Annotated in this window: 19 protein-coding genes; 6 read left to right on the top strand and 13 right to left on the bottom strand. The window is 66.7% G+C overall.

Translation table 11 applies throughout. From position 1 onward, the window contains the following. Position 1: 1 nt before the first annotated feature. The 7 genes from L1787_RS06135 to hemA all read right to left on the bottom strand — a co-directional run bounded on the left by L1787_RS06135 (position 2) and on the right by hemA (position 7,454). Entirely contained in the window at positions 2–1,291 is a 1,290-nt protein-coding gene (locus L1787_RS06135; protein ID WP_235707794.1) for a TRAP transporter large permease, read from the bottom strand. Next, positions 1,291–1,797: a TRAP transporter small permease gene (locus tag L1787_RS06140; RefSeq protein ID WP_235707795.1), complete on the bottom strand. Its 507-nt coding sequence runs from the start codon at positions 1,795–1,797 to the stop codon at positions 1,291–1,293. The genes L1787_RS06135 and L1787_RS06140 overlap by 1 nt, the downstream gene beginning before the upstream one ends. A gap of 14 nt (positions 1,798–1,811) precedes the next feature. Further along, positions 1,812–2,795 carry a TRAP transporter substrate-binding protein gene (locus L1787_RS06145; protein ID WP_235707796.1) on the bottom strand — a complete coding sequence of 328 codons (984 nt, stop codon included), beginning with the start codon at positions 2,793–2,795 and terminating at the stop codon, positions 1,812–1,814. A gap of 230 nt (positions 2,796–3,025) precedes the next feature. Continuing rightward, positions 3,026–4,420: a nicotinate phosphoribosyltransferase gene (gene pncB, locus L1787_RS06150; protein ID WP_235707797.1), complete on the bottom strand. Its 1,395-nt coding sequence runs from the start codon at positions 4,418–4,420 to the stop codon at positions 3,026–3,028. A 195-nt stretch (positions 4,421–4,615) separates the two neighbouring features. Beyond that, positions 4,616–5,233, bottom strand: coding sequence for a glutathione S-transferase family protein (locus L1787_RS06155; RefSeq protein WP_235707798.1), 618 nt, complete (start codon positions 5,231–5,233; stop codon positions 4,616–4,618). A 114-nt stretch (positions 5,234–5,347) separates the two neighbouring features. Then, the gene (locus tag L1787_RS06160; RefSeq protein WP_235707799.1) at positions 5,348–5,728 is read right to left on the bottom strand and encodes a septal ring lytic transglycosylase RlpA family protein; all 381 of its coding nucleotides are present in this window, start codon (positions 5,726–5,728) and stop codon (positions 5,348–5,350) included. Positions 5,729–6,230: 502 nt separating this feature from the next. Further along, positions 6,231–7,454: a 5-aminolevulinate synthase gene (gene hemA / locus L1787_RS06165; RefSeq protein ID WP_235707800.1), complete on the bottom strand. Its 1,224-nt coding sequence runs from the start codon at positions 7,452–7,454 to the stop codon at positions 6,231–6,233. Between the two features lie 395 nt (positions 7,455–7,849). On the opposite strand from hemA, the gene L1787_RS06170 reads away from it, so the two are divergent. Next, entirely contained in the window at positions 7,850–8,272 is a 423-nt protein-coding gene (locus L1787_RS06170; protein ID WP_235707801.1) for a GFA family protein, read from the top strand. On the opposite strand, the gene L1787_RS06175 is transcribed toward L1787_RS06170, so the two are convergent. The 3 genes from L1787_RS06175 to wrbA form a co-directional block, all read right to left on the bottom strand. Then, entirely contained in the window at positions 8,244–9,470 is a 1,227-nt protein-coding gene (locus L1787_RS06175; RefSeq protein ID WP_235707802.1) for an NAD(P)/FAD-dependent oxidoreductase, read from the bottom strand. The two genes, L1787_RS06170 and L1787_RS06175, sit on opposite strands and share 29 nt — an antisense overlap. A 68-nt stretch (positions 9,471–9,538) precedes the next feature. Further along, positions 9,539–10,468, bottom strand: a complete 930-nt coding sequence (locus L1787_RS06180) for a LysR family transcriptional regulator (protein ID WP_235707803.1) — start codon at positions 10,466–10,468, stop codon at positions 9,539–9,541. Between the two features lie 96 nt (positions 10,469–10,564). Then, entirely contained in the window at positions 10,565–11,164 is a 600-nt protein-coding gene (gene wrbA / locus L1787_RS06185; protein WP_235707804.1) for an NAD(P)H:quinone oxidoreductase, read from the bottom strand. A gap of 196 nt (positions 11,165–11,360) precedes the next feature. Between wrbA and L1787_RS06190 the strand changes: the two genes are divergently transcribed. From L1787_RS06190 to L1787_RS06205, 4 genes are all read left to right on the top strand, one after another. Next, positions 11,361–11,855 carry a GFA family protein gene (locus tag L1787_RS06190; protein WP_235707805.1) on the top strand — a complete coding sequence of 165 codons (495 nt, stop codon included), beginning with the start codon at positions 11,361–11,363 and terminating at the stop codon, positions 11,853–11,855. 295 nt (positions 11,856–12,150) lie between these two features. Next, complete coding sequence (locus L1787_RS06195; RefSeq protein ID WP_235707806.1) at positions 12,151–14,448, top strand: sugar transferase; 2,298 nt, start codon at positions 12,151–12,153, stop codon at positions 14,446–14,448. A 95-nt stretch (positions 14,449–14,543) separates the two neighbouring features. Then, complete coding sequence (locus tag L1787_RS06200) at positions 14,544–15,269, top strand: hypothetical protein (RefSeq protein ID WP_235707807.1); 726 nt, start codon at positions 14,544–14,546, stop codon at positions 15,267–15,269. Next, positions 15,266–17,524 (top strand): GumC family protein, encoded by a 2,259-nt coding sequence (locus L1787_RS06205; RefSeq protein ID WP_235707808.1) that lies wholly within the window; start codon positions 15,266–15,268, stop codon positions 17,522–17,524. Before L1787_RS06200 ends, L1787_RS06205 begins: the two co-directional genes overlap by 4 nt. 650 nt (positions 17,525–18,174) lie before the next feature. On the opposite strand, the gene L1787_RS06210 is transcribed toward L1787_RS06205, so the two are convergent. Continuing rightward, the gene (locus L1787_RS06210; protein WP_235707809.1) at positions 18,175–18,585 is read right to left on the bottom strand and encodes a hypothetical protein; all 411 of its coding nucleotides are present in this window, start codon (positions 18,583–18,585) and stop codon (positions 18,175–18,177) included. A 174-nt stretch (positions 18,586–18,759) separates the two neighbouring features. On the opposite strand from L1787_RS06210, the gene L1787_RS06215 reads away from it, so the two are divergent. Beyond that, positions 18,760–20,601 carry a glycoside hydrolase family 15 protein gene (locus L1787_RS06215; RefSeq protein ID WP_235707810.1) on the top strand — a complete coding sequence of 614 codons (1,842 nt, stop codon included), beginning with the start codon at positions 18,760–18,762 and terminating at the stop codon, positions 20,599–20,601. 10 nt (positions 20,602–20,611) lie between these two features. Here the strand turns inward: L1787_RS06215 and L1787_RS06220 are convergent, their stop codons facing one another. Both L1787_RS06220 and L1787_RS06225 read right to left on the bottom strand, forming a co-directional pair. Continuing rightward, positions 20,612–21,304 (bottom strand): D-lyxose/D-mannose family sugar isomerase, encoded by a 693-nt coding sequence (locus tag L1787_RS06220; RefSeq protein WP_235707811.1) that lies wholly within the window; start codon positions 21,302–21,304, stop codon positions 20,612–20,614. A 37-nt stretch (positions 21,305–21,341) separates the two neighbouring features. Then, a complete protein-coding gene (locus L1787_RS06225; protein ID WP_235707812.1) occupies positions 21,342–22,574 on the bottom strand; it encodes an MFS transporter in 1,233 nt (410 codons plus the stop codon). Positions 22,575–22,613: the final 39 nt, after the last annotated feature.

The following is a 22,613-nucleotide window of genomic DNA, read 5'->3' on the forward strand; positions in this document are numbered from 1 at the left end:
ATCAACCGAACACGAGGTTCGGCAGCCACAGCGAGACGGCCGGAACGTAGGTCGTCAAAAGCAGCGCGACGAGCATCGCGAGATAGAACGGCCAGATCGTCGCGACCGCCTTCTCGATCCGCACGCCGCCGATCGTGCAGCCGACGAACAGGCACGCCCCCACCGGCGGCGTACACAGGCCGAGACCGAGATTCATCATCAGGATGATGCCGAACTGGATCGGATCGACCCCGATCTGCGTCGCGATCGGCAGGAAGATCGGCGTCGTGATCAGGATCAGCGCCGCCATGTCCATCACCATGCCGGCCATCAGCAGCATCAGGTTGATGAGGAGGAGGAGCACGATCGGATTGTCGGAGATCGAGGTCATCAGCGCCGCGAGCTGCGAGGGCACCGAGTAAAAGGCGAGCATATAGGCGAACGCCGTCGCGCACCCGACGAGGATCATCACGAGGCCGGTCGTCTTCGCCGCACGGGTGACGGAGAGGATGAAGCCTTCCCAAGTCAGTTCCCGATAGACGAAGGCGGTGACGAGAAGCGCGTAGATCGCGCCGATCGCACCGGATTCGGTGACGGTGAAGATGCCCGACAGAACGCCGCCGACGATGATGATGGCGGTGAAGAGCCCCGGCAAGGATGCGACGAAGGAAACGAACACCGTCCGAAAGCCCGGAAACGCCTCGGCTTTGTAGCCGTGCCGCAGCGCGAGGAGCCAGGCGACCACTGCAAGGCACAGGCACATCAACACGCCCGGAATGACACCGGCCATGAAGAGGCGCGAGATCGAGATGCCGCCGCCCGCCGCGACCGCATAGAGGATCATGTTGTGCGAGGGCGGAATGACGATACCGGCGATCGAGGAGGTGACGGTGACGTTCACCGCATAATCCGCGCGATAGCCTTCCTTCTTCATCATCGGGATGAGGATCGAGCCGAGCGCCGAGGTGTCGGCGACGGCCGAACCCGAGATGCCGCCGAACAGCATCGAGGACAGAACGTTCACGACGCCGAGACCGCCGCGGACATGGCCGACGAGGGCTGTCGCGAATTTCACGAGCCGTTGCGCGATCCCGCCGTGCATCATCAGTTCGCCGGCGAAGATGAAGAAGGGGATCGCGAGCAGCGAGAAGCTCGACGAGCCCTGCGCGATCCGGCGGAACATCGTCGTCGCCGGGAAGTCGGCGAAGACGAAGGAGGCGAGGGCGGCGACGCCCATCGCAAAGGCCACCGGCAAGCCGATCACGAGGCTCACCGCGAAGAGGCCCAGAAGAACGATAAGGCCTGTTTCCATTAAGACGCCGCGTCCTCGCCGTCCTTGAGGACGATCATCTTGAGCGCATGGATGAGGGAGAAGACGGCGATACCCGCCCCGCCGACGAGCAGCGGGATGTGACGCACACCTTCGGGGATGTGGATGAGGGGAATGTCACGCGACCAGTTGGACACCACGTTCGCCCAGGACGCCGTGGCCATCCAGGCGCCGAACACGGTGAGGACCACGTGGCAGGCGAAACGCATCGCGCGCTCGACCGGCTTCGGGAAACTTTCGCGGACGAAGTCGATCGACAGATGCTCGCCGGTGCGCACCGCATAGGCGGCGATGCCGAACGTCACGACGAGCATGAGAATGAGGCTCGAAGCCTCGACCCAGGTCGGCGACGCGTTCAGCACATAACGGCCGAAGACGAGCCAACCCGCCATCGGCACCAGCGCGAAGAGCGCGATCGATGCGACGACGAGATACGCGCCGGCTACATAGTAGCCGACGCGATCGATGACGAGAAGGATGCGGGACACCGTGTTGGTCCGGCTTATTCTTGCGCCGCCTGGACCTTTTCGACGAGCTCGGTGAGATCCGGGTTCGCCGCGAGGAAGGCGTCATAGACCGGCTGCATGAGCTCCTGGAACGGCGCCTTGTCTTCGATCTCGACGACCTCGACGCCGGCCGCGACGACCTTCTCTTTCGAGGCCTCTTCGCGCTTGGCCCATTCCTCACGCTGGAAGGCGGTGGCCTCCTGGCCGACCTCTTTCAGCATGGTCTGCTGCTCCTCGGAGAGGCTGTCGAAGAGCTCTTTGTTGATGCAAAGGCATTCCGGCAGGATGAGGTGCTGCGTGTTGGAATAGAATTTCGCGGCTTCGTAATGGCCCGAGGATTCGAACGAGGGGAAGTTGTTCTCGGCCCCGTCGATCACGCCCGTCTGCAGCGCCTGGAAGACGTCGGCATAGGGCATCGGGGTGGCGTTGCCGCCGAGCTGGGCGACCATCTGGACGTAGAGGTCATTGTTCATGACCCGGTACTTCTCGCCCTGCATGTCGGCCGGAGTCTGGATCAACTTTTCGCGATTATAGAAAGAACGCGCGCCGGAATCGAAGTAGCCGAGCGGCTCGAGGCCGATCTCGCGAAGACCCTCGGCCATCTCGTCGCCGATCGGGCCGTCCATCACCTTGTGCATCGAGGGCACGTCTTTGAAGATGAAGGGCAGCGAGGTGATGTTGACCGAGGGGGCGACGGCGCCGAGCGGGCCGAAGTTGAAGACCGCCCAGTCGAGCGCGCCTTCGCGGACCTGCTCGATGGCGTCGGGCTGGTCGCCCAGAACGCCGGAATGGAAGACTTTGGCGGTCAGCTCCCCGTTGGAGCGCTTTTCGATCTCTTCGGCGAAATATTCCATGCCGGTGGAGACGGGATACTCGGGCGGGTGGATGTTCCATCCGCGCCATTCGCGGGCTTCCGCGGTGCCGGCGCTGAATGCGACTGCGAGAAGAGCGGTGGCAAGTAGGGTGCGTTTTGGCGTCATAGGCGTCCTCCTGACGGCGCCACGAAGGCGCTCTGATAGTTGGCACGACTGGCAATCTTGGATCGCCATAGGCGGACCATGAACGCGATTTCGCCGGCCTTCAACCTCATTTCGTCGGACAAATGCGATTTTCATCAGACAAGCGGCTGCCCGTCTGATGCCGGTGTCGACTTTCCGGCACGAGATCGGCGGTGAAGGGCGGCGAGCCGTCGCACTCCACCGCCGAGCAATTATGCGAAACGCCGAGCGATCGGGGGCGAGAAACCGCCTGGCAGGCACTTCGTAACGGCGCCATAAAGCCGCCCCGCGAGCGCGGCCATATCGTCGCCTTTGAAGAAGGTGACATCGAGCGCCTTTTGCGCGCCGACCTCGAACACCCGCTTATAACGCTCGATCTGATCGTCCGGGCCGGTGGCTTTGCGTGGGTTATCAGACAACTTTACCGTCGGCCGCCCGTTCGCCGAAACGGCCTTGCAGACGAGGCTGAAGGGGGCGAGCGCATCGTTCTTCACGAGGCCGCGGAAATCGTTGGTGAGGAGCGTACCCCAACCGAACGAGACGCGCACGCGATCACGGAAGCGCGCCTGAAGGGACAGGATCGTGTCGACGTCGAGCGCGTCGGAGAAGATGATGCGCTTCTCGCGCGGGTCCTCGCCGCGTGCCTTCCACCAGGCGATCGCGGTCTCCGCACCCTCGACCGGATCGCCGGAATCGATGCGGATCCCCGTCCAGCCCGCGAGCCAGTCCGGCGCATGGTCGAGAAAGCCTTGCGTGCCGTAGGTGTCGGGCAGGATGATCCGCAAATTGCCGTCGTGCTCCTCATGCCAATCGGCGAGGACCTGATAGGGCGCCTCGGCGAGCGCTGCGTCACTGTCGGCGAGCGCGGCATAGACCATCGGCAACTCGTGCGCATTGGTGCCGATCGCCTCGACCTCCTGCCGCATCGCGATCAAGCAATTCGACGTGCCGGTGAAGGAGGGGCCGAGGCCCTCGATCATCGCCTGGACGCACCAGTCCTGCCAGAGGAAGGAATGACGGCGGCGCGTGCCGAAATCGGCGATCGCGATGTCGGGCACCTCGCGCAGCATCTCGATCTTCTGCCACAGCTTCGTCATTGCGCGGGCGTAGAGGACCTGGAGCTCGAATTTGCCCATTTCCTTGAGGACGGCGCGCGAGCGCAGCTCCATCAGGCAGGCGAGGGCCGGGATCTCCCACATCATCACCTCGGGCCAATCGCCCTCGAAGGTGAGTTCATATTGCCCGTCCCGCACCTCGAGTTCGTACGGCGGCAGCCGCAGCCCCTCGAACCACGACATGAATTCGGGGCTGAACATCTGGCGTTTGCCGTAGAATGTGTTGCCCCGCAAAAACGTGCTTTCGCCGCGCGACAGGGACAGCGTGCGGATATGGTCGAGCTGTTCGCGCAGCTCTCCCTCGTCGATCAGCTCGGCGAGGCGGATATGCTTAGATCGGTTGATCAGCGAGAAGACGACGGTCGTATCGGGGCGATTGCGCAGGACCGACTGGCACATCAGGAGCTTGTAGAAATCGGTGTCGATCAACGAGCGGACGATCGGATCGATCTTCCACTTGTGGTTCCACACCCGTGTTGCGATGTCGACCATTGGTCCTCCGCTCGCGCGCCCGCCGCCCTCTCGCGGAAGGGGCCATGAGCGGTGCGCGCCTCATCGTCGCTTGGTGGCCGGCTCCTGAAAGGGCCGGCGGGTTGCCTCGACCCTAGCGCGGTTTTCGGCCGGGTAAAATCTTACGCAGCGCGCGGGGAGGCCGTGCAAGCGCTGAAGCGGGCGGCCCGGCCGTGGTCAGTCGGCGGGGCGCCACTGGAGCGGGCGATATCCCGGCAAGCCGGCGAGGCGCTCGAGCCACCCGCCGACGGCCGGATAGAGCGAGAGGTCGAACCCGCCTTCCGCGGCGACATGGGTATAGGCGTAGAGGCAGATATCGGCGAGGGACGGGGCCGCGCCCGCGAGAAAAGGCGAGGCCGCGAGCCGCGTTTCCATCACGCCGAGGGCGCGATTTCCCTGCTCGAAGGTCTCGGCGAGGCGGTCGGCGGATGCCTCTCTGCGCATCGCGGCGTAGACGATGAGGGAGCGGCGGACGGCGACATAGGGCTCGTGGCTGTACTGCTCGAAGAACATCCAGGAGGCCATCAAGGCGCGCTCGAACGGATCGTCCGGCACGAAGGGGGTGCCCTCGCCGAGATAAAGGAGGATCGCGTTCGATTCGGGCAGCAGGCGCCCGTCATCGAGCTCGAGAAGCGGGACCTTGCCGTTCGGGTTCTTGGCGCGGAAGGCGGGGGTGGCGGTTCCACCGTCGAGGAAGGAGACCTCGACGTGACGGAATGGCCGGCCAGTCAGCGCCATCAGGAGGCGCGGCTTATAGCAGTTGCCCGAGTCGGTCATTCCGTAGATCGTCAGCATCGCCTCGCTCCGCAGCTGGGACGGCGACGGTGACGGATCGCAGGCAGCCGGTCCAATGCAAAGACGTGATCGGGTCGATCACCGCAACGGATGCGCGGCTGCCGGCGGCAGAGACTACATGATCTCCATCGTCACCTTGGCGAGCCCGTCATTGACCATGTCGAGGGCCGCCGCCGCGCCGCGCGACAGGTCGATCACCCGCCGGCCGACAAACGGGCCGCGATCGTTGATCCGCACCACGACGGAGCGCCCGTTCTTGGTGTTGGTCACTTTGACCTTGGTGCCGAAGGGAAGGCTTTTGTGTGCGGCGGTCATCGCGTTCATGTTGAAACGCTCGCCGTTCGCCGTCATCCGGCCATGGAAGCGCTTGCCGTAATAAGATGCGGTGCCGGAGCTCGTGGCCGCATGGGCCTCGGTCGGAATGGCGATGGTCACGGTCGGAAGGGCAATAGCGAATACAGCCGCGCACAATGCGGCCTTAGCGAAGAACGTCATGCAGTGTCCTATGATGTCGGATCCGCGGCGCCGTGGACGGCGTCGCGACCCTCATGCGGCGGGGTGCTGCCTCGGGTCTGTCCGGGTTGAACTCACCGCCCTTCGCTGCGGGCGGCGGGGGCAACTAGCCGCGTGGGGGCGGATTATGGAACCCCTTCGCCGGCGTCCGCTGCCAAATATGAACGAATTGTAACGGAACCTTTTCCCAGCCTCGGCAGCGCGATGTGGCGGGACGAAGCATAAAATTGCGTCGTTTCCGTCAATCGAGGGGCAGGAATGCGGAGCCTCCACCGATGACGCTCATAATGTTGCGATATCGCCCCAAACCCGCCGCGTGCGCGACAAACTGGCCGTGGTGGGCGGCCTGTGGAGGTAATGTGGAAAAGTCGCCCCGAATGTTACCGTAACGGGTCCCAAAAACGAAAAAGCCGGCACCAGGGTGCCGGCTCGTCATCATATGGGGCCGCGAAGGCGCCTCAGCGCACGATCGCGCCGAAGGCGGTCAGGCGGCGGCGGAGGACCGCGCGAGGGCGCATTGCGACCACAGCTCCGACAGCGCGTTGCAGAGATGGTCGATGTCGGCGTCCGTGTGGACGGGAGAGGGCGTGATGCGCAACCGCTCGGTCCCGCGCGGCACGGTCGGGTAGTTGATCGGCTGGACGTAGACCCCGTGCTGATCGAGCAGCAGGTCGCTGATCCATTTGCACTTGGCCGCGTCGTTCACCATCACTGGGACGATGTGGCTCGGATTGTCGAGCACGGGAATGCCGATCGCCTTCAACCGCGTGCGCACCTTGGCCACCATCGCCTGATGCGCCTCGCGCTCCGCAACGGAGGTCTTCAAATGCTCGATGCTGGCGCGCGCACCGGCCGCGACCGCGGGGGGCAGCGCCGTCGTGAAGATGAAGCCCGAGGCGTGCGAGCGGACGAAATCGCACAGATTGCGCGAGGCGGCGATGTAGCCGCCGACGACGCCGAAGGCCTTGCCGAGCGTTCCCTCGATCACCGTGAGGCGGTCCATCAGCCCTTCGCGTTCGGCGATTCCGCCGCCGCGCGGGCCGTAGAGGCCGACGGCGTGGACCTCGTCGAGATAGGTCATCGCGCCGTGCTTGTCGGCGACGTCGCAAAGCTCGGCGATGGGGGCGATGTCGCCGTCCATCGAATAGACGGATTCAAAGGCGACGAGCTTCGGCCGGGCCGGATCGATCGCCGAAAGGCGCCGGTCGAGATCATCGGGATCGTTGTGCGCGAAGACGTGCTTTTCGGCTCGGCTGTGGCGGATCCCCTCGATCATCGAGGCGTGGTTCTTCTCGTCGGAGAAGACGGCGCAATGAGGCAGCTTCGCCGCGAGCGTGCCGAGGGCGGCCCAGTTCGAGACATAGCCGGAGGTGAAGAGGAGGGCGGCGGGTTTGCCATGGAGGTCGGCGAGCGAGCGCTCCAGCTCCACATGATAGTGGTTGGTGCCGGAGATATTGCGCGTGCCGCCGGCACCCGCGCCGCAACGGTCGATCGCCTCGTGCATCGCGGCAAGCACCTTCGGGTGCTGACCCATGCCGAGATAGTCGTTCGAGCACCAGACCGTCACGGTGTCCGGCCCGTCGCCCCGATGATGACGCGTCGCGCGGGGAAATTGTCCGCGATGACGCTCGAGATCGGCAAAGACGCGGTAGCGGCCTTCGTTGCGCAGCGTGTCGAGGCTGTCAGAGAAGAATTTTTCGTATTCCATGATTCCCCACTCCGCCCTCTCTATAGTAACGCGATCCGGCCCTGACCACCCTTAAGCGTAGGATTGAAGGGCGGAGATTGTGCGAGCCATGCGTGCCGCGCGCGGGGGCGGAGGAGATCGGACAGCGCGCCGTGCCCCGCTGCCTGATCGCACTGGCCGGTCGCGGAAAACGTGCCGCAAATGCTGCGCTTTCCGCGCTCCGGCGGACCCGGCGGGTCGCCGCCGGGGCGGTGCGCCGGAGAGCGGCTCGATGCGTGACCGAGGTCGAAACGAGCGGCGTTCGCAGCGTCGCCGCCGCACTTTTGACGGCCTCTAGGTCAAAATGTCCAACGTGCGGGAATGGTGGGCGGGGCCACCGCCGCCGCCCGCGCCGCAATGACGGGGAGACCACCGCGATGGAGCGATTTACGGGAGGATGCCTCTGCGGCAAGGTTCGGCTCGTAGCCTCGGGCCGCCCCGACCGGGTCGGCCTCTGCCATTGTCTCGACTGCCGCAAGCATCACGGCGCGCTCTTCTATGCCGCCGCCATCTTCCCGCACGATGCGGTGTCGGTCGAGGGCGAGACGGTCGCCTATCACGGCCGCCATTTCTGCCCCCGCTGCGGCTCCTCGGTGTTCGCCCGCAGCGGTGACGAGATCGAAGTCCATCTCGGCACGCTGGACGAACCCGATCGGCTGATGCCGACCTACGAGAGTTGGACGATCCGCCGGGAAACTTGGTTGCCGGCCTTTCCCCTCGCGCATCATTATGAGCGTGACCGCGAAGGGGACGGGCGCGCGGAGGAGGCGCCTATCGCCGCGCCAGCACCCAGGCCTTGAGGTCGAAATCGCGCGCCGCCGCCTCGTCCGGGGTCGGCAATGGACCCGCCCCGCCGAGGATCCGCCGCGCGCTCATATGATCGCCGCCTTTGTTGACGGATTCGACACTGACGAGCCTGTCGCCCGCAAAGCAGAGGACGGAGCGGCCGGGGTCGCCCTCCTCACCGGTCAAGATCGCGGTGTCATAGCCGGTGGAAAGGCCCGCCATCTGAAGCTTCAGATCCCCCTGATCGCTCCAGAACCAGGGGACGGCGTGATAGGGGGCGGGCTTTCCCATCAGCCGAGCGGCCACGGTGCGAGCATGGTCGGTGGCGTTTTGAACCGATTCAAGGCGGACGATCGCACCCGTTCGCGGCTCAGGAAAGCTCGCGCAATCGCCGATCGCGGAGATTGCGGGATCGCTGGTGAGAAGCGTTTCGTCGACACGGATGCCGTTCTCGATCGCAAGGCCTGCCTCGCTCGCAAGCCCGGTGTTCGGCAGAACGCCGATCCCGACGACCACGATATCGGCCGGAATGCGCCGGCCCTCGGTCGTCTCGACGGCGACCACCCTCCCATTCTCCCCGACGAGCCCCGCGAGCCCCTGGCCAAGATCGAGCCGGACACCCCAACCCTCGTGCGCAGCGCGGAACAGCGCCGACATCTCCGGCGAGATCGCGCGCGCCATCGGCCGGTCGGCGAGTTCGAGGACATGGACCGAAAGACCCGCCGCGCGCGCAACGGCCGCGAATTCGAGCCCGATAAAGCCAGCCCCAACGACGACCGCGTTCTTCGCGTTGCCGAGATGGGCGCCGATCGCGTCGGCGTCCTCCAGCGTGCGCAGCATGAAGACGCCGTCGAGATCGGCACCCGGCACCGGCAAAGCGCGGCCATGCGCGCCGACGGCGAGGATCAGGTGATCATAGGGCACCGCGCCGTCGTCGGTGAGGACGCGGCGGTTGGTGCGGTCGATCTCGTGGGCGTGCGCCTTGCGCCGCTCGATCCGGCCGGTCTCGAAGAAGGCGTCGGGGCGGAAGGCGAGATTCTCGCGCGTGGTCTTGCCCATCATGTAGGCCTTGGACAGGGGCGGACGCTGATAGGGAAGGCCGTCCTCGGGGCTGAGAAGGACGATCTCACCCTCGAACCCCTCGCTTCGCAGTGAGGCCGCGGCCTGGAAACCGGCATGGCCCGCACCGATGATCACCACCCTTTCTGGCATAGTCCCCTCCTTGGTCCGCGCCGCGCCAGTCGACCGCAATATAGGTCGTCGCTCCGGCGGATGCGGCGTCAATCTTGGTCTTCTTCGCTGCAAATTCCGGTCATCTGGGCGCGGAAGCGCTCGATGAGCCATGCCGCGGCGGGGCCCGGCGGCGTATCGGTGCGGTAGATCGCGTCGAACTGGCAGCGCGCGCTCGTGCTTGCCGGAAGGTCGAGGCGGACGAGGCGGCCCGCCGCGAGATCGTCGCGCACCATGGGCTCCGGCATGTTGCCCCAGCCGATCCCTTCACGCAGCAGCATGTGCTTTGCGCCGAGATCGGCGAGCCGCCACACATGCGGGCTCATGACGGCGTACTCGAACCCTTCGGTAAGGTGCGATCGGTCGGTGAGGATGAGCTGGACGTGCTCGCGCACCGCGCCGGCGCTGATATCGGGCGCGGTGAGGGGGTGGCCGGGCGCCGCGACCGCGACGAGCTCGACCGCGCCGACCGTGATCCGCTCCAGCCGCCGCAGCGCCGCGGAGGTCGGCAGCGGCCCGCTGATGCCGATATTCGCCTGCCCGTCGAGAACGAGGTGGGCAATGCTGCCGAGCGCCTCGATCCTGAGGTTCAGCGTAACGGTCGGAAAGGTCGCCGCGAAGGCCTTCAGCGCGTCGACGACGCGGGCGGAGGGGACCATCACGTCGATGGCGAGATTGAGTTCGCCTTCGAGACCCTGGAGGAGGGCGGCGGCCTTCGCGCGCAATCCATCGACATGGGTGGTGATGGTGCGCGCCTCGACCGCGACCGCTCGCCCGGCCTCGGTGAGGACGGGCTTGCGCGTGGCGTTCCTGTCGAAGAGAGGAAGGCCGAGCTGGTTCTCGAGATTGGCGACCGTATAGCTGACGACCGACGTCGCCCGGCCGAGCACGCGCGCCGCACCGGCGAAGCTGCCGACATCGACCACGGTCAGAAAGACCTTGAGCTGGTCGAATGTCGGCTGGCCGGGCTGAAGCGGCATTTCAGGTTCCTCGAAAAGATCTGCGCCTGTTTTAACAGGCTCGTCGATCGGAGGAAGCGTCTGTGTCACCCCACCGGGCGCGGTCGCGCGACGGGGTCAGGGGAAGAGGCGCGCGGCGACTTCGGCGACGTGCTTGCCCTGGAAACGGGCGCCGTCGAGCTCATTCTCGCTCGGCATGCGCGATCCGTCACCGCCCGCGATCGTGGTCGCGCCATAGGGCGAGCCGCCGGTAATCTCGTCGAGCCGCATCTGGGCCTGGAAGGAATAGGGAAGGCCGACGACGACGAGGCCGAAATGGAGAAGGTTGGTGATGATCGAAAAGAGGGTCGTCTCCTGTCCGCCATGCTGGGTGGCGGTCGAGGTGAAGGCGGCGCCGACCTTGCCGTTGAGCGCGCCGGACGCCCACAATCCGCCGGCCTGATCGAGGAAAGCGGCCATCTGCGAACTCACGCGGCCGAAGCGCGTGCCGGTGCCGACGATGATCGCGTCATAGTCGGCAAGGTCGTCGATCTTGGCGACCGGTGCCGCCTGGTCGAGCTTGAAGCCGGCCTTCTTCGCCACCTCTTCGGGCGCCGTTTCCGGGACGCGCTTGATGTCGACGGTCGCGCCGGCGCTGCGCGCGCCCTCGGCGACGGCTTCGGCCATGCGCTCCACATGGCCATATGTGGAGTAATAAAGAACGAGGACTTTAGCCATGATCTTCCCCAAAACGGATGCCGCGAGACGGCGTTCGAGGGCGAAGGTGGCGGCCGACCAGTGTGCTGGAAACCCGAATAAATTAGAATAAGTTGTTCGATAAAGTTGAAAAGCGGCGCGCCTGGACTTCCGTCTTGGCTGATCCAATTGGCCTCAGCAAGACGGAACTCACGCAAAACGGCTCGGAGGTCCTGCGATGTGGCTCGACGGCTCCTGTTCATGCGGCGCGGTTCGTTTTGGCGTTGAAGCCTATGCGCCCGTGCCGTTCACGCGCTGCCATTGTTCGATATGTCGCAAGACGGCGGGCGGCGGCGGATATGCGATCAATCTCGGCGCCTATAAGGACACGATGACGGTGGAGGGCGAGGCGGACATCGGCGTTTTCCATGCTGTGATCGATGGCAAGGAAAGCGAGGCCGAGCGCCATTTCTGCCTACGTTGCGGCTCGGCTTTGTGGGTGTTCGATCCGAGTTGGCCGGATCTCGTCCATCCGTTCGCGAGCGCGATCGACACGGCGCTGCCGGAGCCGCCTCAGGTCGTGCACATGATGCTGGGGTCGCGGGCGTCCTGGGTGCGCGACGAGGCGCGCCCCGGCGACGCGTCTTTCGACGTCTATCCGGACGAGAGCCTCGAAGATTGGCATCGCCGGATGGGAATGCTCGACGCGCGGCCGACCAAGCGCGGCGGCTGACGCCCGACCATCGGGGCCGCATCACCGCGCCAAACCGCGTTGTGCGCCTCGGTTCACGGGCGTTTTGATGTGATCGGGCAGGGCGCCGAACCATCGGCCGGCCCGTCAGGTGGGTCGCGTGAGGCTGCGCAGAGGATCGGCGCAAGGCAAATTTATTCTATAAATTGAAAAAGACTGTTCGTCATAAAAGCGAATAGTCTTTAGTATTCGTACCAAGAAAACGGATCACCTACACCGATTGACATCGCGGTCAAGTCAACCGATAGTTGTTTTGATCTATCGGGTTTGGTGGCCGATGTCATTTATTTCACAATCACATATAGAAGACCAGCGATTGCTCGATCCCGTTCGCGGCGCCGTCGCAACTCGGTTGCGGATCGCACGGAGCGATGGTCACGCTGAGCGGGAATCATATCCCTTCTACCGGATATCGAAGAGATTTTTCGATATTTCGGTGGCACTGTTGCTTATTCCGTTTCTGATATTCTTCGCTTTTGTCTTGGTTATTGGAAATTCGATCTGGAATCCGGGGCCCCTCCTGTTCAGTCAGCGGCGAATGGGGTTCCGCTGCCGCCCGTTCACGATCATCAAATTCCGCACGATGACGGCATATGCGCGCCGTCCGCGTGGCCCCGAGGATCCGATCGAGGTTGAGCGCATCACCCCGCTCGGCGCCCTCTTGCGCCGCACCCATGTCGACGAGCTGCCGCAGATCCTCAACATTCTCCGCGGTGAGATGAGCCTTATCGGGCCGCGCCCCGATATGCTCGAGCACGCACGGTCCTATCTCGGCGCGGTTCCTCATTATCGGGCGCGATATGGCATCCGTCCGGGCCTCACCGGCCTTGCGCAGATCACCCTCGGCTATGGCGCCGGATCGCGCTTCACCACCGAGAAGGTGCGGCTCGATCTTGCCTATCGGCGCGCCGAGGGGTGGCGGATCGATCTCATGATCCTTCGGCGCACGGCCGGTCTCATTTTCGCCGGCAAGACCCTCGCCGCCGCGGCCGATTTCCAGCCCGATAGCGCCCCGGCCGGAACGGTGAGCCGTGACCGGCGGGGCCTCGTTCCGGCCGGCAGCCGCCGCCCGCGCCCCATCTTTTCCCATCAAAGCCTCGCGCTTTTGGGGCGATGGGGCCGCCTTCCAGCGCGATTGGCGGCCTTTCGCCGTCCCGTCGACGCTGTCGGTGAGGCGCCGGCTTTCGTCGGACGCAAGGCCGCGGGTGCCGCCGGTGCTGCGACGCCGCGAACGATGTTGCTGCATCCGGCGCGCGGCGGCCGGCGGGACGGTGGGACCGCGATGGCGGAGCGCGCCCAGGCCGCCCTCGGGTGGATCACCGCACTGTCGATCGCGCTCGCCCTCGCGGCCTTCGCGGCCGGCATCCCCGTCGAGGGGCATCTTGGTGCGGCGGTGATCCTCGCCCTCTTTCTCGTCCAGTCCGCCCTCGATCCGGTGCTGCAGCCGCCTGCGGCCACCGGCGCGCTTCGACGCCTTGCGATCCTGTGGCTGCTGCCGCTCGCCGTGATGGCCGTCCAACTTTCGCTCCGGTCGCCGACCCTTCTCGCCGGGGCGGTTGTAGCTGCCGACGATCTTGGCGCACCGATCCTGGAGGGGCCGATCGGCCGTGACGCGCTCGCGCGGCTCGCCGCCTATGCGATGATATTCTGGATGGCCCTGCGCGCCGCCGCCGACGGCGAGAGGGCGGCTGCTTTCGTCCGCGGCTTTGCGCTGTTTTCCGCGGCCGTGGCGCTCGTCGGCCTTCTCGGGTCGAACACCCTTGCCGCACGCCACGCTCTCGCTATTGGCGGGATGGCGGATGCCGAACAGGAAGCCTATCGAACCTTTGCGATCATCGGCCTTCTCGCCAATCTCGCGGCCCTCGCGCTCGCCTTCGACGAGCGGTCGCGGCATCGCCCTGACAAGGAGCCGACCGGCCCGCGGTGTCGCCATTTTTCCATCGGCGCGCCGGTCTTCACGGGCGGCGGCCTCCTCCTTCTCCTCGCATCGGTGCCGGTGGGACCGCCCGGCGGCCTCGTCATGGTGGGGCTCGGCATCGCGAGCTTCGCCGTTCTGGCATGGGGCCGGGGAACCATCGCGCGCCTCGGCCGGCATGGCCAACGCGCCGGCATCCTCGCGCTGATCCTCGCGGCGATCGCCTCGTCGATCGTGAGCGCGCATCTCGCGGGCGACGGTCTTGAGCATCAGCGTGCGACACTCGCAATCCAACTCGATGGGATCGCCGCCAGCCCATGGCTCGGCCTCGGTTCCGATCGGACCGCCACCTCCGACGTTCCGGGCATTGCCGGCGGGTTCTATGTCGAAACGGCCGCCATGCTCGGGATCCCCGCCTGCATCGTCTTCTTCGCCGGCCTCGCGCTGATCGGGCGGCACCTCGCGAAGGGGGCGATGGTTCGCCGCCGCGTCGCCGCGATCCCGGCATTCGCGTTCGCCGTCTTCGTGGTCGGCGCGGCCGAGAGCGTCGAGGGGGCGGGGCTCGGTGATCCCGTCATCGCCGCGCTCTTCGCGGCCGTTCTCGGGGTCGGATGGGCCCAATCCACCCCCGGAGCCGGCACCTCTCGGAGGAGCACATGAGGACGAACCGACCATCTGCCCGAACCGACCGGACAAACCTGCCGCGTTCCAGTCCGCGGCGAACCCTCCGGCGGGCGGACATTGCCGCATATGGCTTGCTGCCGGCGAAATTCGCGCTCGTCGTCCTCCTGCTCTGGAACGTGATCCCCGTGATGATGGCCGACGGGCCGCCCCGCGTCGGGGTGACGCCGGAACGCGCCCCGCAGGTTGAGGCGCGCACCGCCGTACCGCGCGCCTGGCGCGATCGACCGGCGAGGGAGAGCCTTACCGATCCGATGGAGCGTGCGGCGGCATCTCCACCCGGCCGCCGGCCAGATGCATCCACGACGCTCGCGAATGCGGCAGACCGAAGCGACAGCGACGGGCCGCCCACCCGGGTCGCCCCGTTGAACGTCGCCGTGAGTGACGACCCCGGCGCCGATCGTCCGAGGCGTGCGCTGGAGGCGGTGGCTTCGTCACGCAGTCCGTCCGCGGTGAGCGCCGAGCCGGCGGCCCCCGCGGATGGCGCACGCCGGCAAAACGCGCCGCTTCCGGTCGCCGTGTTGGATTGGCTCCCGAGCCGCGCCGTCATCGCGCCCGATCCGGCACCGAACTTTGCACCTTCGCAGCGCGTCGTGACAGGCGCCGAGCCCGCGCACACCGTGCCCGCCGAACGTGCCGCCGGTCCCGGCGCACACGCTGCCTCGGATCGCAAAATCCCCGACCTCGCAACCGGTCTCAGCGCCGCCGACAAGGCGATCGCCGCGGCCGATGGCAAGGGCGACGCATCGCCGGTTCGCAACCCAGCGCGCCCCGGCCCGGCTTTCGGAGACGGGGCATGACGATCGTGCCCTTCGCGCAAGGGGAGCCGCTGCGGATCGACACGCAGGGGCCGGCGGAAGGCGGGCTCGATCTGCGCGCCGTCCTCGCTTTCACATGGCGCGGGCGCTGGATCCTCCTCGTCAGCGTGTTCGTCGGGCTCACCCTTGCGGCCATCCATGTCGCGGGTGTCCAGCCGACCTACACCGCGACGGCGACGGTCCTATTCGGTCCGCAGGACCTTGCCATCGCCGCGCGCCCGGACGCTCCCCGGCCGCCGCCCCTCGATGCGGTGCGCAATCAGATCGAAGTGCTGCGCTCGACGAGCCTTCTCACCAAGGTCGTGGAGGCGCTCGATCTCGCCGGGGCGGCGCCTGCGACCGAGCGTGAGGGCGGGGGCGGATTTTTCGGCCTTTCGCGGCTCGTGCCGTGGACCTTTCTCGCCAATCTCGGCCTCGCCGGCCGGACCGATCTCGGCCAGGTGACGGATGCGGCGCGTCACCAGCGCGCCGTCGATGCCGCGCGCCGGCGCCTGGCGGACATCGTGTCCGTCGCGCCGGTGCCGCATTCGCGGGTGATCCGGATCAAGGCGAAGACCGCGAACGCCGACCGTTCGGCGCGCATCGCCAACGAGGTCGCCCGCCAATATGTGACAGCGCGGCTCGACGCCAAGCTCGACGCGACCCGCGAGGCGACGCGGTGGCTGAACGATCGTGTCGCGGAGCTGCGCGTCGAGCTCGAGGAGGCGGAGGCCGCGGTGGCCAATTTCAACGCCGATCTCGTCGGCCGTGTTGGTGAGAGCGCGGCCGCGTCCCGCCAGCGGCTCGGCGCGCTCAACCAGGACCAGGCGCGCGCCTCGGCCCGCCGCGCGAGCGCCGAGATTCGGCTCGGCCGGGCGAAGACGGCGCTCGCCAACAATGAGAGTATCGCGAGCGTTCCGGTCTTCGCCGCATCGGACACCATCGCTCGCTACCACGAACAGGAGCTCACCCTCCTTGGCGACCGCGCGACGCTCGCCAAACTCGTCCCCGACGGCCACGAACGGCTCGATGCGATCGACACCCGGATCGAAAGCGCCCGCTCCACCATCCGCAAGGAGGCGGGCCGCGTCGTCGCGACGCTGGAGAGCGAGGTGGAGATCGCCCGCGCCGAAGAGGCCGAGTTCGCGGCGAAGGTCCGTGCGATCGAGAGCCAGCTTCGCGTGCGCGACCGGTCCGAGATCCAATTGCGGCAACTCGAGCGCGAGGCCGATGCCAACCGGCTCCTCTATGAGAATTTTCTCGGCCGCCTCAAAGAGACGACGCAGCAGGAAACCCTCGAGGAAGCGGACGCGGTGATCCTGTCCCCCGCCGATGCTCCCACCTTCGCCGACAGCGAATCGACGAAACGCACCCTCGCGCTCGGCGCCACGGTCGGCGGGGCGTTCGGCTTTGTGCTGCTCATCCTTCTGGAGCGCCTCAACCGCACATTTCGCTCCTTCGACGAGGTGCAGCAGCTCACCGGATTGCCGCTCCTGGGCGCGATCCCCCAGCTTGCCGGCGAGCAGGGGCGCAACGATGTCATCGGCTACGTCTATGAAAGGCCGGCCTCCGCGCTCGCCGAGGCGGTCCGCAGCCTGCGGACGAGCCTCCTCTTTTCCAAGATCGACCACCCGCCGCAGGTGGTGATGGTGACTTCGACGGTCCCCGACGAAGGCAAATCGACGACGAGCCTCCTCCTTGCGATGACGAGCGCGCAGATGGGCAAATCGGCGATCATCGTCGATTGCGACCTGCGCCGCCCGTCGCTCCATCTCGGGATCGGGGAGGGGACGGCGGGCGCGGTGGGGCTGCGCGATGTCCTCGACGGCAGCGTCTCGCTCGACGAGGCATGTCGGCGCGAGGAGGACACCGGCCTTTTCGTGCTGACGAGCCAATCGGGCGGGCAACTCGCCGTCAACGCCGCCGATATCCTGGCGTCGGATCGTTTCGCCGCGATCATCGGCGAGCTTCGCGCCCGGTTCGACCTCGTGATCCTCGACACGCCGCCGATCCTGTCGGTGACGGACGGGCGCGTCGTCGCCCCGTTGGTCGATGCTGTTCTTTATTGTGTGCGTTGGGACCATACGGCCCGCGAGGCGGTGGCCGAGGGATTGCGGGAGCTCTCCCTCGTGAAATCGAGGGCGCCGGGCATGGTCGTGACCCGCGTCGACGTCGACAAGGTGACGAGCCTCGGCTTCAGCAATTACGGGTCGAGCTATTTTCGCGGCTACCGGAGCGACAAATATTATGAGGATTGACCGCGTGTTTGACGGCTCCGGGGAGCGGTGCGCCGTCGTGACCCGGAGGCGGCAACGGCGATCGCGTGGATGGCCGCCCGGTCCACCAACGCGTCGGACGTCGCGTTCGGCCACCGGCCCGCGCCGGTATTCTGCGTGGCTGACAGTGGGGCTGCGCCAACACCTCGCCGCCACGATCGAGGTCGAACGCGCTCACAAACCGAGCCTGACACGAAGGCGAGCGCCCGGTCGATCACCATGATCCACCATGATCCACCATGAGCCGCCACGTGCCGCCCCGCGCCGCGCGCTGCGCCGCCGAGCCTATGGCCGTGCCCGTCCTCCAAGGGCCGCACCCTTTGGCCAATCGCCGCGCCCTTCCGACGTCGGCCGGCTTTCCGGCCCGAAGGGACGCATCGCGGCTTGCCCTCGGGCACCCCCGCGCCGTGAGCGGGGCCCTTTGAACCCGCCTCCCTGAACTTCTCCTCGTGCCCCCCCTGAACCCGCCTTTGTGAACCGGCGCCCCGGATTTCATCCTCCGATGGCCGGTGCCGGTCGCGGCATTCGGCTTCGGCGGTAGCCGGAGCGGTCGGTGGCGAACCGTCCGATCGATGCCGGATGACATTCTGCGGTGAGGGGCACGGCATCAAGGCCAGATTCCGCGAGCGACATTACGGACATCGTGGGTGGATGGCGCGCGCGAACGACGGGTGGCGGTCTTCTGCAGTGTCGATTGCGGTCATGGCGGCGACCGGGGCGACCGTGACAATGGCGGCGACCGCGGCGATGGCGGTGAGCGCGGCGATGGCGGTGATCGGGGGGAAGGCGACCACCGGGGCGAAGGTGGTAACTGCGTCAAAGGCGGTGACCGATTCGATGGCGGCGACCGGCACGATCGCGACGACCGTAGCGATGGCGGGGGTCGCTGCGATGGCGATGACCCGGGGCGACGGCGGAAACCGCGCCGATGGCGATGACCGCGCCGATGGCGGCGCTGCGGGACTCGCGGTGCCGTTGAGAATGATAGCGACCGCGGGAAAATCGCGGCGGCTGCCCCCGTACGGCTCGGCGTCCGGCGCCAAGCGAGCCGGGCGGCGGGCCGGACCGAATCGGTTATGGTGCCGCCTCAATGGCCGGGTCGAGGCTCGCCGTCGTCGCACGTGCCGCACCGGACATCGATCGATGCATCGTCGACGGGGCGCGGCCGCGACGGTCGGCACCCTCTCTCAGGCCGCCATGATGAGAGGGAGCGAGGCATGGCCTACCATCCGATCGACAGCTACGCCGTGATCGGCGACATGCATTCCGCGGCTCTCGTCAACATCAACGGCTCGATCGACTGGCTCTGCCTGCCGCGCTTCGATTCGCCCAGCGTCTTCGCCGCGATCCTCGACGACGAGAAAGGCGGCTATTTCCGCATCCACCCGGTGGGGGCGGAGGACACCAAGTGGAAGCAATATTATTGGCCGAGCACCAACGTGCTCGTGACGCGCTTCCTTCTGCCGGAAGCGGCGGCCGAGCTCGTCGACTTCATGCCCGTCGGGCCGGACATGCGCTTCACGCCGACCCGGCGGCAGGTGGTCCGCCGCATCACCGCCGTGCGCGGCAAGCTCACATTGCGTCTCGTCTGCAAGCCCGCCTTCAACTATGCGCGCGATCCCCACACGGTCGAGCTTCACGATCGCGGCGCGCTCTTTCGCTCCGACGGAACGGGGCTCGAGCTCCTCTCCTCCGTGCCGCTTCGGATCGAGGGGGACGCGATCGTCTGCGAATTCACGCTGAAGGCGGGTGAGACGGCCGCGTTCGCGCTCTGCGAAGTGCGCCATGACGCCCGGGTCGAGACCCTTCCCGTGCTCGACGCGACGGAGGAGGCGTTTCGCGTCACCGTCAAATACTGGCGGGACTGGCTCTCCCAATCCACCTATCGCGGCCGCTGGCGGGAAATGGTGGAGCGCTCGGCCCTTGCCCTCAAGCTGATGACCTACGAGCCGACCGGCGCGATCGTCGCCGCGCCCACCTGCAGCCTCCCGGAGGAGGTCGGCGGAGAGCGCAACTGGGATTATCGCTATAGCTGGCTGCGCGATTCGGCCTTCACCATCTATTCGCTCGTCCGGCTCGGCTTCACCGAGGAGGCGACCCGCTTCGCCGACTTCCTGCACAATATCGCCGCCCATCCCTCAAATGACGGCTCCCTCCAGATCATGTACGGGATCGACGGGCGTCACGACCTCACCGAAGAGACGCTCGACCATCTCGACGGCTATCGCGGCTCGAAGCCCGTGCGGATCGGCAACGGGGCCTACGATCAACTCCAGCTCGACATCTATGGCGAGCTCCTCGACGCGCTCTTCCTCTATAATCGCGACGTGCGCCCGATCGGCCTCGATGCATGGCTGACGGTAACGCGCATCGTCGACTGGGTCTGCGACCATTGGGAGGAGCCCGACGAAGGCGTTTGGGAAACGCGCGGCGGTCGCCAGCATTTCGTCTATTCCAAGCTGATGTGCTGGGTCGCGATCGATCGCGGCCTCAGGATCGCGAACGATCGCTCGCTGCCGGCCGACGTCGTGCGCTGGCGCGAGACGCGCGATGCGATCTATTGGGAGATCATGAATGAGGGCTGGAACGAAGAGCTCGGCATCTTCGTCCAGCATTATGGCAGCGAGACGCTCGACGCCTCGAACCTCATGATGGTGATGACGTCGTTCCTGTCACCGGGTGAGACGCGGGCGAAACGGCTGATCGACGCGGTGATGAAGCTGCCAGAGGATGGCGGCCTCGTCGTCAACTCGCTCGTCTATCGGTACAATCTGCAGCACACCGTCGACGGCTTGAGCGGGGAGGAGGGCACGTTCAATCTGTGCACCTTCTGGCTCGTCAACGCGCTCGCGCGGATGGGGCGGACGGACCCCGCCCGGCTCGACGACGCGATCCTCATCTTCGAGCGAATGCTCGGCTTTGCGAACCATGTGGGCCTTTACGCGGAAGAGACCGGGCCGAGCGGCGAAGGCCTCGGCAACTTCCCCCAGGCCTTCACCCATCTCGGCCTCATCACCGCCGCGGTCAACCTCAACCGCGCGCTCGACGGGGACGATTGACAGCGGGGGCTCAGCCCACCTTCGCCCCGAGCCATGCTTCATAGTCGGAGACGAGGAGGTGGCGCGGCGCCTCGTCCTCCTCGATGTCGGAAAAGCGGCCGATTGGCGTTTCGAAGACATTGTCGGTCTCGTCATCGTTGACGGTCGAGACCTCGCCGATCAGGACGTCGCCCCCTTCGGCCCAGAAGGCGTGCCAGACGCCGGGCAGCAGCGTCACCGATTCGCCGGGCGCGAGGGCGAGATGCTCACCGGGTGACAGGCGCCGCATCCGCCCGTCGCACGGAACCTCGACCGGTGCGGCACGGTCGACCGAGCCGTCGGCGGCAGACATATAAGGCTCGATCACCAGGCGGGGGCCACCGCGATTGATGATGTCCTCGGCCTTCAGATTGTGCCGGTGCATCGGGGCGAGCTGGTGCGCTTTCGAGATCAGAAGCTTCTCGGCGTAGCACATGCCGCGCCCCCGCTGGAGATCGGCGAGGCGGCCATTGCGCAGCGTGAAGAGGAAGAGGCCCATCTCGTCATAGCGCCCCTCGCCATAGTCGGTGATGTCCCAGCCGAGACGGGCGTCGACGATCGCCGGGGTCGCCTCGCGCCGCATTGTCTCGGGGCTCCAATAGGCAAAGGGCGGGAGGACGAAACCGTGCTGACGGATGAAGGCGTCGGCCTCGTCCATGATGGCGTTGATGCGGCTGCGGTGCATGGGTCTCCTCCCGTATATTTTGGCTGGCGAGGCCGGCTCAGCGAAGGCCGCCGGCAAGACGGAGGCTGTCCGGGTCGCGGCGCAGGCGCAACATCGAATAGGCGCCGAAGGCCGGGCCGATGGCGAGGATCAGGAACACCCACTGCCAGGATCCGAAACGGATCGCGATTTCCGGCAACAGCCAGATCGTGAAGACGGTGAGGGCGAAGCCGAGCCCGACCTGGATCGAAAGCGCGGTGCCGACATAGCGCCGATCGGCGAGCTCGGTGACGGCGGCCGAGAATTGCGCCGAGTCGCCGACGATCGTGACACCCCAGACGAGCGCGATCGCGACGAAGAGCCAGACTGGTCCCGTGAACGCGAAGCCGATCGAGAGGGCGCAGAGGCCGGAGACGATCATCATGCCGGCCGTGGTCGCGGTGCGGCCGATCCGGTCCGACAGGACCCCGCCGAGAAGGCAGCCGACCGCCCCCGCCCCGATCATGGCGAAGGTGAGGAAGGAGGCGGCGGCGGCGTCTTCCCCCTGCGCGGCCAGTGCGACGCGGGCATAGACGAGGAGCCACGCCCACGCGCCATAAAGCTCCCACATATGGCCGAGATAGCCGAAGATCGCGAGGCGGAGCGGCCGGTCGCGGAAGACGGCGCCGATCTGGCGCGGGTCGAAGACGGCGCGGCCGAACGGGTACGGCCCCTCGCGGGCGAAGAGGAAGAAGATCAGCGCCGCAAGGAGCGCCGCGCCGGAGGTCGATGCGACCACCACGTGCCATTCGAGCGCGGTGGACAGGGCGCGCACCAGATGGGGGAGGGCGGAGCCGAGGGTGATCGCGCTGATGATCGCGCCGAGCGCAAAGCCGCGCCCGCTCACGAACCAGGTCGCGACGAGTTTCATCGCCGGCGGATAGACCGCGGCGAGCGCCGCCCCGGTGACGATACGCGCGAGGATGAGGGCGAGCGGCGAAGGGGCGATGAGCATTGCGGCGTTCGCCGCCGCGGCGACCAGCGCCGCCGCCCCCATCAGCCGGTTGAGGCGCACGATGTCGGGAAGGTTGACGAGGCTCGCCCCGATCGCGCCGGCGACGAAGCCGAGCTGCACGCCGTTGGTGAGCCAGGCGAGCATCGAGGGGGAGAGGTCGAAGGCGCGGGCGAGTTCGGGGGTGATCGCGGTCGCCGAGAACCAGGTCGTCAACGCGGCGACGACGGCGGTGCAGAGGATGAGGAGGGCGCGCCATCGGCCGCGCGCGGGAGCCTCGCCTTCGATCGGCATGGCCATGGCGTTTCCCGTGGATGCCCGTGGCGTCGGCATCGGCGC

This window comes from Acuticoccus kalidii, assembly GCF_021556395.1.
Lineage (GTDB): Bacteria > Pseudomonadota > Alphaproteobacteria > Rhizobiales > Amorphaceae > Acuticoccus > Acuticoccus kalidii.